The sequence below is a fragment of the Herbaspirillum sp. AP02 genome, assembly GCF_015767275.1.
Classification (GTDB): domain Bacteria; phylum Pseudomonadota; class Gammaproteobacteria; order Burkholderiales; family Burkholderiaceae_D; genus Herbaspirillum.
In genome coordinates this window covers 341,773-355,723 of sequence record NZ_JADWMY010000002.1, presented here as the reverse complement: position 1 = coordinate 355,723, position 13,951 = coordinate 341,773, and the positions used below count along the sequence as shown (strand labels likewise).

At 63.7% G+C, this 13,951-nt stretch carries 8 protein-coding genes; 4 read left to right on the top strand and 4 right to left on the bottom strand.

Going from position 1 to position 13,951, the window contains the following annotated elements:
- Nucleotides 1–192: 192 nt before the first annotated feature.
- The 4 genes from I5R65_RS07525 to I5R65_RS07510 form a co-directional block, all read right to left on the bottom strand.
- Entirely contained in the window at nt 193–1,422 is a 1,230-nt protein-coding gene (locus I5R65_RS07525; RefSeq protein ID WP_180665914.1) for a YbdK family carboxylate-amine ligase, read from the bottom strand.
- A complete protein-coding gene (locus I5R65_RS07520; RefSeq protein ID WP_006462946.1) occupies nt 1,419–2,627 on the bottom strand; it encodes a cation:proton antiporter in 1,209 nt (402 codons plus the stop codon). The genes I5R65_RS07525 and I5R65_RS07520 overlap by 4 nt, the downstream gene beginning before the upstream one ends.
- A 331-nt stretch (nt 2,628–2,958) precedes the next feature.
- Nucleotides 2,959–6,399, bottom strand: a complete 3,441-nt coding sequence (locus I5R65_RS07515; protein ID WP_180665912.1) for an exodeoxyribonuclease V subunit beta — start codon at nt 6,397–6,399, stop codon at nt 2,959–2,961.
- Nucleotides 6,400–6,410: 11 nt separating this feature from the next.
- The gene (locus tag I5R65_RS07510; protein ID WP_180665910.1) at nt 6,411–9,188 is read right to left on the bottom strand and encodes a PD-(D/E)XK nuclease family protein; all 2,778 of its coding nucleotides are present in this window, start codon (nt 9,186–9,188) and stop codon (nt 6,411–6,413) included.
- A 497-nt stretch (nt 9,189–9,685) separates the two neighbouring features.
- Between I5R65_RS07510 and trxA the strand changes: the two genes are divergently transcribed.
- From trxA to I5R65_RS07490, 4 genes are all read left to right on the top strand, one after another.
- Nucleotides 9,686–10,012 carry a thioredoxin TrxA gene (gene trxA, locus I5R65_RS07505; protein ID WP_006462943.1) on the top strand — a complete coding sequence of 109 codons (327 nt, stop codon included), beginning with the start codon at nt 9,686–9,688 and terminating at the stop codon, nt 10,010–10,012.
- A 120-nt stretch (nt 10,013–10,132) separates the two neighbouring features.
- Complete coding sequence (gene rho, locus I5R65_RS07500; RefSeq protein WP_180665908.1) at nt 10,133–11,395, top strand: transcription termination factor Rho; 1,263 nt, start codon at nt 10,133–10,135, stop codon at nt 11,393–11,395.
- Nucleotides 11,396–11,659: 264 nt separating this feature from the next.
- Nucleotides 11,660–11,929: a type B 50S ribosomal protein L31 gene (locus I5R65_RS07495; protein WP_017451417.1), complete on the top strand. Its 270-nt coding sequence runs from the start codon at nt 11,660–11,662 to the stop codon at nt 11,927–11,929.
- Nucleotides 11,930–12,196: 267 nt separating this feature from the next.
- Nucleotides 12,197–13,921 carry a glycosyltransferase family 39 protein gene (locus I5R65_RS07490; protein WP_180666308.1) on the top strand — a complete coding sequence of 575 codons (1,725 nt, stop codon included), beginning with the start codon at nt 12,197–12,199 and terminating at the stop codon, nt 13,919–13,921.
- Nucleotides 13,922–13,951 lie beyond the last annotated feature (30 nt).

Below are 13,951 nucleotides of genomic sequence, written 5' to 3'. Positions count from 1 at the left end.
GTCGGCGATCCAGCCCCTTCCGCACAAGGCCCGCAATACAACGACCACAACGCAATGACCACAAAGACAAGAGGCCGGCATCTTGCGATACCGGCCTCCGGCCTTCTTGCCGCCCTCCCGCGTGCTCTGCAATCACCCGGGAGGACAGACACCTCAACATCAGCTCCTTGCTGCGGAATTCATGTACACCGGTTATTGGAAATACGGCGGCGGCTCGACGCCCATCCACAACTCCGAAGACAGCCGCATCATGTCATTGAGCGAGCCGCGCTGGGCGAACATCTGGCGCAGCCAGTTGGCGTCCGAGAGCCGGTCATGCGCGATGCGGCGCAGGCGCACGATGGTCTGATGCTCGGCCTCGTTGGCCACGTAGGGCTCCAGCAATTGCAATTGCTGCAGCAGGTGTTCAAAGATGGGCAGCTTGCGCGATTGCGACGGTGTGGCGCCGTGCAGTGCCAGTTGGCCGTTCAGGCCAAATCGGCTGGCCTCGAAACGGTTGAACTGGTACAGCAGGTAGAAATCGTCGCCCACCACGAACGGCCGTTCGGTCAGGATCCAGCGTGCCAGCAGTTGGGCATAGGCACCCAGGTGCGCCGCATGCTCGATGGTCAGGGGCGTATCGCAGACGCGGATTTCCACGGTGCCGTATTCCGGCTTGGGACGGATGTCCCAGTAGAAGTCCTTCATGCTGGCGATGATGCCCATCTGGTGCAATTCATCGTAGTAGGTCTCGAACTCGGCCCAGCGGGTGTGGACCGGGGCCGTACCCGACAACGGGAAAGCGCGTACCACATTGCTGCGCGAGGAATCGAACTTGGTATCGGCACCCTGGTAGAACGGCGAAGCCGCCGAGAGCGCGATGAAATGCGGCACGTAACGCGAGAAGCCGTGCGTGAGGTACAGCGCATCGTCGCCATTCTCCACCCCGATGTGGATGTGCTGGCCGAACACCGTGAAGGTCTTGGCCAGGTAGCCGTATTTCTCGTGCAGGTAATGGAAACGCTCGCTGGGCGTGATGCGCTGTTCATTCCAGTGCTGGAAGGGATGCGCACCACCGCCGGAGACGTCGATGTTGAGATATTGCGCCCCCTTGTTCAAGGCGGCGCGCAAGCCCTTCAACTCCTCGATCAGTTCATCCACACGGGTATGGATACCCGAATTGAGCTCGATCATGCCCTGCGTCATTTCCAGCTTGATCTGCTTTTGCAGGTCGCGCGGCTCGATCCAGTTCAGCAGATCGACCGCGTCGCTGGCCAGGTTGTAGTTGCGGCGGTTGACCAGTTGCAGTTCCAGCTCGATGCCCATGGTAAAGGGCGTGGAGGAACCGAACGGCAGGATGCCGGCGCTGCTCTGCGGACCGGCCACATGGGCCTGGCCGGCAGCGGCGTCTTGTTCATTGCGGATCAGTGTCTCGGTATTCATTCGCGTCCACTCTCTCCAGATTTGATCAGGGCAAACTGTGTCGCCACCGGCCCCAGGAATTCCAGGACCACCATGCTGCCCGCCAGCAGCGGCAGCACATTGGCCGTGGTGTGCGGGTACAGCGAGGACACCGTCTGCATCAGGCCCACGCCGACCTCGGTCATGGGCAGGGTACCCAGCGTGAGCAGCCCGGCCTGGCGCCAGTTCATGCGTGCAAAGCGGGCGAACAGGAAGATGCCCAGCCCCATCGCCAGGAAGCGGGCGGCGATCAGGATCAGCACCGAGAAGCCCAGCAGGCCCAGGTCCGACAGCTTCATCGAGGCCCCCACGGTGACGAAGAGCATCACCACGAACAGCTCATTGGCAACGCCGAATTCCAGCTCCATCAGATCGAACTGGCGATCCAGGTTCTTGGAGAGGATGGCGAAGATCAGCATGGTCAGCATCACCGGCAGGTGCAGCGCATGCGCCACGCCGATGGCCAGCGCGATCACCGAGATCACCAGCACGAACTGCGAGCTGTTCTCGCGACCCAGCAGGCGTGCCAGCGGCATCATCAGCCAATAGGTCAGGTAGGCCAGGACAGCCGAGCCCACCAGCGAATACAGGGTGTGCTGGATCAGCGTGGCCACCGGCGTGCCGGCCTCGTGTGCGATCACCGGCAAGAGCGCATAGGCGGCCAGCACGGCGACGAAGTTGTTCAAGGCCGTCATGGCGGCGAGGCGGCGCGTGACCTGGCCTTCGGCCTTGAGGTCGCGCAATACCACCAGCACCACCGCCGGCGCGGTAGCGATGGCCATCACGCCGCCCAGCAGCGCCATCACCGAATCGGTACCGAACCAGGTCAGCGCGATGCTGACGAAGCCGAAGCACAGCACCGCCGACACGGCCACGGTGATCATCAGCCACTTCTCGCGACGCAGCCAGCCGATGTCGACATAGCGACCCAGCTGATACACCACCAGTGCCACGGCGATGTCGGCAAAGATGTTGGTGACCTTGAGCACTTCGCCCGAAAGCAGGTTGAAGCCGCCCGCACCGAGCAGGAAACCGACCAGCAGATAACCCGTGATGCGTGGCACCCATGGGGACTTGGAAACTACGTAGCCCGCGATCAGCCCGAACAGCAGCAGTCCGCCGAATACCAGCAAGGCATTCCATTGCAGCGTCTGTGCGAGGGTGAAAGACGGAAGAGCCCACTCCATATCTCCTCCTGTGTAACGATTAGGTTTTTTGGAACCGCGCCAGGTGGGGGACCGGACGAGGACCATGCGTGGATCGCATGAGCGTGGATAGCAGGGTCCGCTTGGTTGATGCGAGACTACCCGGCGCCATCGGATCCGGATCGAGCAACGAGAATTTACTAACAAAAAAATCGTCGTCAACAATCACGGAGCACCGAAGATATCACTCTTGCTCTTTGCGATGATCTTTTTTATCTTACAACGGAAAATTTAAACTTCCTGATTTGATGTTTATTGAATTTCTGGAACTTATCCGAAGCGCATGGAGGTGATGACGGTAGTTGGGGGAGCCTCAATGCTCCACCAGCGTACCGTCTGCGGTAATCAGCGCAGACCTGATTCGCATGTCAGAAAAGACCGACACGAGGGCGCTGCGATAGCGCGCCAGTTGCGCGGCGTAATCGGCGCGTTCGCTCTCGAGCAGGCGCCGCTTGTAGTCAAGGACCCAGACTTCATCCTCGAACATCACCACCCGGTCCAGACGCATTACGCCGCTGGTGGAAACGATCTCCATCTCGTTGCGCGCCCAGCGGTGCAGGGCCGGATTGAAGAAACGCTCCAGTAGTGGCTGCGCCAGCACCTGGCGCGCCTGCGCATGCACCACCTGCGCCATCTCCGCCGATACACCGAGCCAGCGCACCAGCACCGGTGGCGCCGGCAGCACCAGGGGCCAGGCCTGGGCATGGGTCAGGCGTTCCAGCAGCGCATGCAGGGCCACGCCTTCGTCGATGGCTTCACTGGCCACCAGGGTGCCGTCCTCGGCCACGACAGCGGGCGTCTCAGCCTCGCCGGAGCCGGCACCGAACAGCGTCAGCGGAACCGGTCGCGGTTCGAACAGCGCCAGCTCGAAGCGTTCTTCCAGCGCTGCCGCCTGCGCACCCTGCACGGCCTCCTCGCTGATCTCACGCACCGGGGCATCGCTGGCGAACAGGCGCTCGTACCAGCTGCCGGCCACCACACCGCCCTCCCCTGCGCCACGGGTGCCGGCCACGCCTGACACCAGCAGCAATTGCTTGGCGCGGGTGACGGCGACGTAGAGCAGGTTCCAGTCTTCCTGCTGACGCAAGGCATCTTCCTCGTCGAACAGGCGCTGACGGGCCGCGCCGCGCTCGCTGCGACGGCCGAAGGCGGAGAAATGCGTCGGCGCGTCCTGGTCCTGCGGCCATTCGCAGAGGACGCCCAGATTGTCTTCCACCGATTCGCTGTGGTTGGCATCCAGGATCGCCACCACCGGCGCCTCCAGCCCCTTGGCGCTGTGTACGGTGAGGATGCGCACGGCATCGGCACTGGCATCCACGCTGGCTTCGTCAGGCGCATCGCCACCAGCACTGCGCTGCAGTACGCGCAACGCGTCGATGAACTTGGGCAGGCTGGGATAACGCCCGGCATCCATGTTCAGCGACAGTTCCACGAAGGCGGCGATATTGCCCAGGGTCTGGCTGCGTGTCAGCGGCGAAGCGTACTGGGCATAGCGCGCGACCAGGTCGCCCTGGTGCAGGATCATGTCCAGCAGATCGTGCACCGGCAGGTGCGGCGCCGCCTGCAGCCAGCGGTGCAGCATGCCCGCCGCCCGCACCAGCGCGGCCGAGGCCACGCCTTCCTGCTGCATGCCCAGCATATGCTGCCACCAGTGGCCACCATCGGCCTGTGCAGCACGACGCGCGATCTGCACCAGATCATCGTCGGCCGCACCGATGATGGGACTCTTGAGAACGTGCGCCAGCGCTCGCGTATCGTTGGGCGTGATGAGGAAGGTCAGCAGCGCGATCAGGTCGGCGATCTCCAGGGACTCCAGCAGACCGCCGCGCTTGTCCGAGATGAAGGGAATGCCGGCTGCGCGCAGGGCGCTTTCGTACGCCGTCAGGTGGCTGCGCTTGCGCACCAGCAGCATGATGTCGCTCCAGCGCATGGGGCGGGTCGACTTGCCGTCCACCACTGGCACCTCGCGGCTGGCCTTGAGCAGCGCCCGCGCCAGCGCCTGTCCCTCCAGCAGGCGACGGGCATCGTCCTCCTCGCCGCGGGCGGTGGTCAGCGGATTGCGCCAGGCGATCACCGGCATCTGGTCGCTTGCAGCGGCTTCTTCCTCGTTGACGTTTTCCGCACCCTCCTCTTGCCGGACCAACGGCAAGCGCCATACCTCGCCCCCATCAAGGCCCAGCGTGGTCTGCTGGGCGAACAGCGGGTTGCCGCCGCGCACGAATGAGCGATTGAGCACCTCGACCACGGCGCTGGCATTGCGTCGCGTCTGGTTGGCGCGCAGCACGGCCGCGCCCTGCGCGCGCAGCAGGTCACGCGCCGCCACGAACACCCGGGGCTCGGCGCGCCGGAAGCGATAGATCGATTGCTTGGGGTCCCCCACCACGAACACGCTCGGTTGCGCCGCATCGCCGCCATAGGCGCGCAGCCAGGAGCGCACGATGCTCCATTGCAGCGGGTTGGTGTCCTGGAATTCGTCCAGCAGGATGTGCTTGTAGCGGGCATCCAGCCGGGTCTGCAGGTAGGCGGCACTGGCCTCGTCGTTGAGCAGGCGATAGGCTTGCCATTCGAGGTCGGCAAAGTCCAGCACGCGCTGTTCCGATTTCACTTCCTGATAGCTGTCCAGATAGGCAGGGCCGGCGCGGAAGAGGGCGCGGTTGAGCTGCAGCACCTGCTTTTCCTTGCTGCGTCCCTGCAGCGTGCGCAACGCGCCGCCGACCGCGTTGAATTCGCTGTCGAAGGCCTCCAGCGCGGCATCCTCGCCCACCTGAAAATGCTGCACCAGTGCCGCCAGCAGGGATTTCACCTTGCCGTTCTTGCGCGGCTTTTCCTTGTCGTCGAAGAACTGGCTGTACAGCGCGTCGAAGTGCGCCAGCGCCGGGCCGGCCGTCAGCGCCGATTCGATGGCCACGGCCCGGGTCTTGTTGGCGGCGCCGCCCTGCCCCAGCAGGATGGCGATGCGACTGGCGCGTTCCACCAGGGCAGATTCATCCCACAATGACAGTCGCGCATCGCGCAGCGCATCCTCGCCGCACAGGGCTTGCAGCCACAGCAGCGGGGTCGGCACGTCGATCTCTTCACTGTCGTCGCCATCGTGCTGGGTCGCGGCCCACCATTCGGCGCGCTTGTCGATGAAGGCATCCAGCAACTGACGGGCATTGAAATCGCCCGCCAGCTCATACAGCTCCAGCAGCGCAGCCTTGATGCGCTCGCCCTCGGGGTTGCGCAGCTTCTGCATGAAGCGGCGATAGGCTTCGTCCAGCAGCTCACCATTCTTCTCGGTCAGGGTATAGCCATGCGGCACGCCCGAGGCCAGCGGTGCGATCTGCAACAGGCGCGCAAACCAGCTATGGAAGGTGTCGATGGACAGGCTCTGTTCGGACGACAGGATGCGCTCATACAGGCCGCGCGCCACCGGCAGCAACCGCGGCAGATCGACCTCGGCCACGCCGCGTTCGCGCAGCAGCGCAGTGGTCCCGGCCTCATCGGCCAGCGCCAGTTCATGCAACAGTTCCATCAGGCGTTCGCGCATTTCCTGCGCGGCCTTGCGGGTGAAGGTGATGGCCAGCAGTTCAGGCGCCTGGGCGCCGGAGAGCAACAACCGCAGCATGCGCGCCACCAGCAGCCAGGTCTTGCCGCTGCCGGCGCAGGCCTCCACCACCACCGAGTGACGCGGATCGCAGGCGGCGCGGGTGAACTGGGCGGCCTCGACGGCACTGCCGTCGATCTCGTAGGCCGCCGGTACGGGCTTGCTCATTTCGCCGGCGCTCACAGCCAGGCTCCCTTGCGGCACAGGCCGCGCATGTCACAGTACTGGCACACCGATTCGATGCCATTGGCCGGTAGCGGCGCACCCTGCGCCACTTGCTGCAGGGTGGTGGTGATCTGTTGCTTGAGCATCTCTTGCTTGCGTAGGAAATCGGGCGCGGCGGCGTCGCCGGTCTTCTTGTCGGCACCCAGTTCAAGGGCCACGTAATGGGCGTGCTCTATCGCGCCGCCGGCCAGCAGGCCATAGAAGGCCAGTTGATGATCGTCCTCTTCCTTGACCTTCTGCCGGAGGCTGGCGACGCTGCGGGTCTTGTAGTCCAGCAGGGCGCGCTCGCCCTGCGCATTCTGATCCACCCGATCCAGGCGACCATACAGTTCGATGCCGCCATCCTGCCAGGACAGCGCTTGCGACTGCGACTGCTCGCCGAAGACGAACTGCCAGCCATCGGCCTCGCGTTCATTGGCCCAGAGCAGGTAGGCCGGCATCACCTTCTGCCAGCGCGCGTGGAAGGCCAGTGCTGCCGGGTGACGCTGCATCTCGCGCTGGAACACCTCTTCCGAGATGCCGGCCAGCAGACCGGGGCGCGCCACCAGTGGCGTGGCGTGCTCGCGCAGGTGGGCATGGTAGCGATGCAGGATCTCGTGCAGCCAGCTGCCGTAGTCGCGTTTTTCGGGCAGGTCGGAGAGCTCGTCCATCACCGCCACGCGCAACATGCGCGCCGCGAAGAACTGATAGGGGCAAGCCAGGAAACTGCCGAAGCCGCTGGCCGACAGGGTGGACGGCAACAGCTCCGGCGCGCTCGGGGCCGGCATGGAGGAGCGCTGCGCCTGCAGCTTGCGCAGCGGTGCCTGCCAATGCACCCTGCGCAACGGCGCCATGCCCTGCTGCGCCAGCTTCAGTTCCAGGCGCTGTATCCAGGGGCTGACCGGATTGGGTTCGCCGTCCTGGTGGGTCTGCCAGCACAGCACGACTTCGGGATTCACACATAGCAATTCGGTCAGGTCGCGCAGTTGCTGGCGCTGGCGCTCGGCGCGCGTGACCAGGCTCAGCTCGCGCCGCACGGCATTGGAAAAGAACAGCGTTTCCTGCGGCGGCGATGGCAGGTGCGCGGCATCGGCACCGATCACCAGCACCGCATCGAAACGCCGCAGGCGGGCGCCGTTGAGCGGCAGCATCACCACCCGCCGGTCCTTGATGGGCGGCATGTACGAGGTCGCATCCAGGCGCAGGTTCAGCAGAGCGCGCCATTCGGCAAAGGAGAAACTGTCTTCCAGGCCGCCTTGCCCGGCGGCGATATCGTCCAACATCAAGAGGCATTGTTCGCCCGCGCCATCGTCGCGTAGCGCGCTCTCCATACCCAGGGCCTGGCACAGGGCGCGCTGTGTGTCACACCATTGCGCCAGGGTCTTGCGACCGCCGAAACGGGCAGCCTGGCGCGCCAGCAAGGTGATGCATGCGAGGTCGGCGCCATCCTCCGCCTGCGCGAAGGCCGATTGCAGGGCCTGCCAGTCGCCGGCGATGTTGGCGCGACGCAGGCGGGCTTCGATGCGCATGACCTGATCGGCGCGACTGGGGTCATCAGGAAAGACGAAGGGCGACTTCAGCAAGTCCAGCAAGGCATTGGTCTCGCCACGGGCCGATACCAGATCGTTCCAGGCTGCCAGCGCGGCAGCGGCGCGGGTGGTCGAAAGCTTCCAGCCGGTCTCGTCGGCCACGGCCACTTCGGCGCGTTCCAGCAGTGCCCGCAGGCGACGCGCAGTGACCCGATCCTGGGCGACGATGGCGATCTCGCCCTTGCCCTGCTCCAGCCAGCGCAGCACGATCTGTGCACTCTGCACGGCCGCGCTCTCCAGGTCCGGCGCCGGGCATAGCAGCGGTAGGGGGAGCGGCAGCGCGGGCCCATCGGCCGGCGCGGCGGCAGGCTCCGGGAAGGGTGGTGGGACACCCTCATCGTCGGCCACCAGTTCGTCCCATGCCGACAGATAAACCGGATGCAATGGCGCGATGGCCTGGCGACTCCAGTCCAGGGTCACGATGCGTACCGGCTGGCGCTTGGCATAGGTGTTCAGGAAGGCCGCATCCAGCGGCTCCGGTGCGGTCGGACTGACCCACACCAAGGGCAGGCTGGCACGTTCGGCGAGGGCCAGCATGGCATCGAAACGCTGCACGATGCGGTCATTGGCATCCAGCTGGGTCTTCCAGACCTGCCACACCAGCGCGGCCTCGTCAGACAACATGCCATGCGCCGACGGTGCCAGCGGCTCCAGCAGTTGGGCCAGGGCCTGCGCCCAGCGGCCGACGGCAGCCTGCTCGCCCTCGGCGCTGGCGCGAATCTCGGGCAGCAGCGCCAGCGTCAGCTCGTCCGACAGCGCCAGCAGGGTATGGGCCAACGGCAAGAGATCGGCATTGCGGCGCGCGGAAAACATCTTCTTCAGCCAGCCGTGCTCACGCAACTGGGCGTAGAGCTGCATGAGGCGTTCACTCTCGGACGGCGGTACGCTCTCGCCCGGGACCTGCATGGCCAGCAAGCCCGCGAGGGTATTGATGCGCGGCGCGATAAAGGGCCGGCGCAGTTCACGTGCCAGCGCGGCCTTGAAGTTCTGCGCATGGGAAAACGCCGGCACCATCAGTTGCACATCCGAGAAATCCAGTGGCGCAGCGGCCTGCGTCTCGATGCCCAAGGCCTGGCCCAGTGGCTGGCCCTCGCGCAGCAGCAGGCGCACGGCCTGTTGCCAGAAGTCGGGAGTGGGAGCGATCGGGACGGTGGCTGACAGCATGCGTTCTCGAGATGGGATCATGGCGATTGGAAGGACAAGGGCGCCAGGTCAGGCCAGGTCGGCTCAACAGGAGGCGCCTCCCAGGGCTGGCAGCGATTGTATTTTTCTCTCGAACCAAGAGGTATTTTCAATCGTGGCATGCCCTGGACTGCTGCGCATTGTATGCCAGCAGGTGCTGCCGCTCCCGCATTTTTTGCTGCCTGATCGCCTGCAAAGCCGCGTCGGTACTCGACGGCCAGCCTGTGACCAGCGTGAGGACGAGACACAACAAGGCCAGGCTCCTGCGCCTACACATTCCCTCAAAATGGGTTATGATTGTTCCTGTACCCCGCCGCTTACCCCTGCCGCGCTTCAAATACAACTTGAATCGGCGCGCAACGACTCCACGTAGACCAAGCAACTCCGGAAGCGTTGATGGCTCACGCCAGGCATGATGGTATGTGTCCACCGGCGCTAATTGACTACTTACTAGACCTCCCTCATACCGAGGAAATGCCATGAGCGAACATATCAAACATATTACCGACGCCTCCTTCGAAGCCGACGTGCTGAAGTCCGACAAGCCCGTGCTGGTTGATTTCTGGGCCGAATGGTGCGGTCCCTGCAAGGCTATCGCCCCGATCCTGGAAGAAGTCGCCAAGGAATACGACGGCAAGCTGCAGATCGCCAAGCTGGATGTGGATTCCAACCAGGCCATCCCGGCCAAGTTCGGCATCCGCGGCATCCCCACCCTGATCCTGTTCAAGAACGGTGCAGCTGCAGCCCAGAAGGTCGGCGCACTGGCCAAGGGCCAACTGGTTTCGTTCATCGACAGCAACATCTGATGTAATATCCGACGGCGGCGCGCTCGCGCTGCCGTCCGCCCGACAGGCCGGGCTTGACCCCAGACTCACACCACGCAATTCCCTCCCCCACCTTTATTTATCCCGTCCCGGGACACTCATATGCACTTATCAGAACTAAAAGCGATGCACGTCTCTGCCTTGCTGGAAATGGCAATCAGCCTGGACATCGAGAACGCTGCGCGCCTGCGCAAACAGGAGTTGATGTTTGCCATCCTGAAGAAGCGCGCAAAATCAGGAGAACAGATTTTTGGCGACGGCGCCCTGGAAGTGCTGCCTGACGGCTTTGGCTTCCTGCGCTCGCCCGACGCCAGCTACATGGCGTCCACCGACGACATCTATATCTCGCCTTCGCAGATCCGCCGCTTCAACCTGCATACCGGCGACTCAATCGAAGGTGAAGTGCGCACGCCCAAGGATGGCGAGCGCTATTTCGCCCTGGTCAAGGTCGACAAGGTCAACGGCGAACCGCCGGAAGCCTCCAAGCACCGCATCCTGTTCGAAAACCTCACGCCGCTGCACCCCAACAAGCTCCTGCAGCTTGAGCGCGACATGCGCGGCGAGGAAAACATCACCGGCCGTATCATCGACCTGATCGCCCCGGTCGGTCGTGGCCAGCGCGGCCTGCTGGTGGCCTCGCCCAAGTCGGGCAAGTCGGTGATGCTGCAACACATTGCCCACGCCATCACCACCAATCATCCGGACACCGTGATGATCGTGCTGCTGATCGACGAACGTCCGGAAGAAGTGACCGAAATGCAGCGCTCGGTGCGCGGCGAAGTGGTCGCCTCCACCTTCGACGAACCGGCCACGCGCCACGTGCAGGTCGCCGAGATGGTGCTGGAAAAGGCCAAGCGCCTGGTCGAAATGAAGAAGGATGTGGTCATCCTGCTGGACTCGATCACCCGTCTGGCACGCGCCTACAACACCGTGATCCCGGCCTCCGGCAAGGTGCTGACCGGCGGTGTCGACGCCAACGCCCTGCAACGCCCGAAGCGCTTCTTCGGCGCCGCGCGTAACGTCGAGGAAGGCGGCTCGCTGACCATCATCGCTACCGCCCTGATCGAAACCGGCTCGCGCATGGATGACGTGATCTTTGAAGAATTCAAGGGTACCGGCAACATGGAAGTCCACCTGGAGCGCCGCCTGGCAGAAAAGCGCGTCTACCCGGCCATCAACCTCTCCAAGTCCGGCACCCGCCGTGAAGAACTGCTGATCAAGCCCGACCAGCTGCAAAAGATCTGGGTACTGCGCAAGCTGATGTACGACATGGATGAAATCGAGGCGATGGAATTCATCCTCGACAAGATGAAGTCCACCAAGAACAACGCCGAGTTCTTCGACATGATGCGTCGCGGCAACTAAGCGCATCGCTGCAATACCCGCTGAAACGGCATGCCTGTTCGCAGACATGCCGTTTTTCATTGTGCCGCGAGCAACAGCATCCTCGCCAATGATCCCGAAAAACCACGCCGGGACCCGCCAGGGCTACGCATACCTTGACCCAAGCCCCTGATTTGATTGTATAATTTCGGACTTTTCCAAACCGGCAAGTGATCATCAATCGGGTCAAGAAGCAGGGCGACCGACGAAGTGGCGATTGGCTACCAAACTACTCTTGAGGCAATCATGAAAGAAGGCATCCACCCGGATTACCGCGAAGTCCTGTTCCACGACATGTCGAACGACTTCAAGTTCGTTACCCGCTCCACCATCGGCACTCGCGAAACCGCTGAGTTCGAAGGCAAGCAATATCCCCTGGTGAAGATCGAAGTTTCCTCCGAATCGCACCCGTTCTACACCGGCAAGCACAAGATCGTCGACACCGCTGGCCGCGTCGAGAAGTTCCGCCAGAAGTTCGGTTCCGTCGGTTCGAAGACTGCTGTCTCGAAGGCGTAATCAGCACTTCCCTCAAAAAAGGCAGCTCCGGCTGCCTTTTTTGTTTTGCATGGCCGTGGTGCCGGCCCACTGCAACGGGTGAGTTGTTCGCCACACGCCCGCAGCGCCACGCACCAGGATGTAGCAGTCAGAAACAACTATTTACTGTGATTTCCTGCACAATAGGGCCTGCAAAAAATATCCGCCGTCCAATGCAACGGCGAGCGCACTGCCAAGGCCGGCGCCCACCCCAACATCGCAGTACAGAACAAGAGCAACAACATCTTGATGAAGCCCGTCCGTCTTCCAGCAGCAGCCACCCATGCGCTTCCGCGCATGGCCCTGCTTGCGCTCGCCCTCCTGTATATCCTGCCCGGCCTGATCGGCCGTGATCCCTGGAAGAACGAGGATGCCACCAGCTTCGGCATCATGTGGACCATGGCGCATGGCGTGCTCAGCGACTGGCTCACGCCCAACGTGGCGGGCCTGCCGCTACCGGCAGAAAGCCCGCTGGCCTACTGGTTCGGTGCCATCTGCATCAAGCTGTTCGGCTGGCTGCTCGGCGACCCGCTGGCGGCGCGCATTTCCACCATCGGCTGCTTCCTGGTCGGTTCGCTCTCGATCTGGTACACCACCTACCTGCTGGGCCGTCGCTCCGAAGCCCAGCCGCTGAAACTGGCCTTCGGTGGCCAGCCCGAACCCAAGGACTTCGGCCGCACGCTGGCCGATGGCGCCTTCCTGATCTATCTCGGTTTCCTCGGCCTGCTGTTGCATAGCCACGAGACCAGCCCCAAGACCCTGCAGATCGCGCTGGTGGCTTACGCCATGTACGGCGCGGCCCGCGTGTTCGACGCCGGCAAGCTGCGCCACGCCTTCTGGCTGGGCCTGGCGCTGGGCATGCTGGTGCTGACCTATGGCTGGCTGCTGCCGGCCGGCGTGCTGATCGCCCTGCTGATCCTGGCGCTGTTACGCAAGGATGCGCGCGCACTGCGCCTGGCGGCGCTGGTGTCGCTGCCGCTGGCCCTGCTCATCAGCGCCGCCTGGGTGCTGGCGCTACGCCGGCTCATCGGCGATGACGCTGCCGGCCAGTTCGATCTCTGGATGAGCTGGAACATCTACCAGTTGAACCGCCCCACCCTGGCGACCCTGGCCTTCCTGGGCAAGTATGGCGTGTGGTTCGCCTGGCCGGCCTGGCCCTTTGCCGGCTGGGCACTGTATGCCTGGCGCCGCCAGTTGGGTTCGCTGCACATCGCACTGCCGCTGGCCTTCCTGATCCCCATCACGCTGCTGGTGCTGATGAACGTGCATCACGAAGAAGGCATGTTGCTGCCGCTGCTGCCGGCACTGGCCATCCTGGCCGCCTTCGGGCTGCCGACCATGAAGCGCGGCGCCATCAATGCCGTGGACTGGTTCTCGGTGATGACGCTGACCACCTCCGCCGCCTTCATCTGGATCGGCTGGATCGCCAAGGAAACCGGCTGGCCGGCGCAGATCGCACGCAATGCCTACAAGCTGGCACCGGGGTTCAAACCCGGCTTCGCCTGGATTTCGCTGGCCATCGCCATTGCCGCCACCGTCGCCTGGATCGTGGTGGTGCACTGGCGTATCTCGCGTCGTCCCTCGGTACTGTGGCGTGCCGTCGTGCTGTCCTCGGGCGGGGTGATCCTGTGCTGGGTGCTGCTGATGACGCTGTGGCTGCCCTGGGTCAACTACGGCAAGAGCTATGCGGGCGTGGCTGCGCAGATCGAATCGAAACTGACCTCCGTGAAACAGTGCGTGCAGAGCAACGTCGGTCCGGCACAGCGCGCCTCCTTCGCTTATTTCGGCAGCGTGCGCTTCGCCGATGAACGCGACCAGAGCTGCGATTACCTGCTGCTGCAGGACGACATCAGCAACCAGGATGCCTCGCTCATGCTGCGCCAGTATCCCGGCTCCTGGCGCATGGTGTGGGAAGGCCGCCGGCCTTCGGACCGCGACGAACGCTTCCGTCTGTATCGTCGCAACGGTCGGTAAGAGCGGCCTGATACCGCACCCCTTGCATAC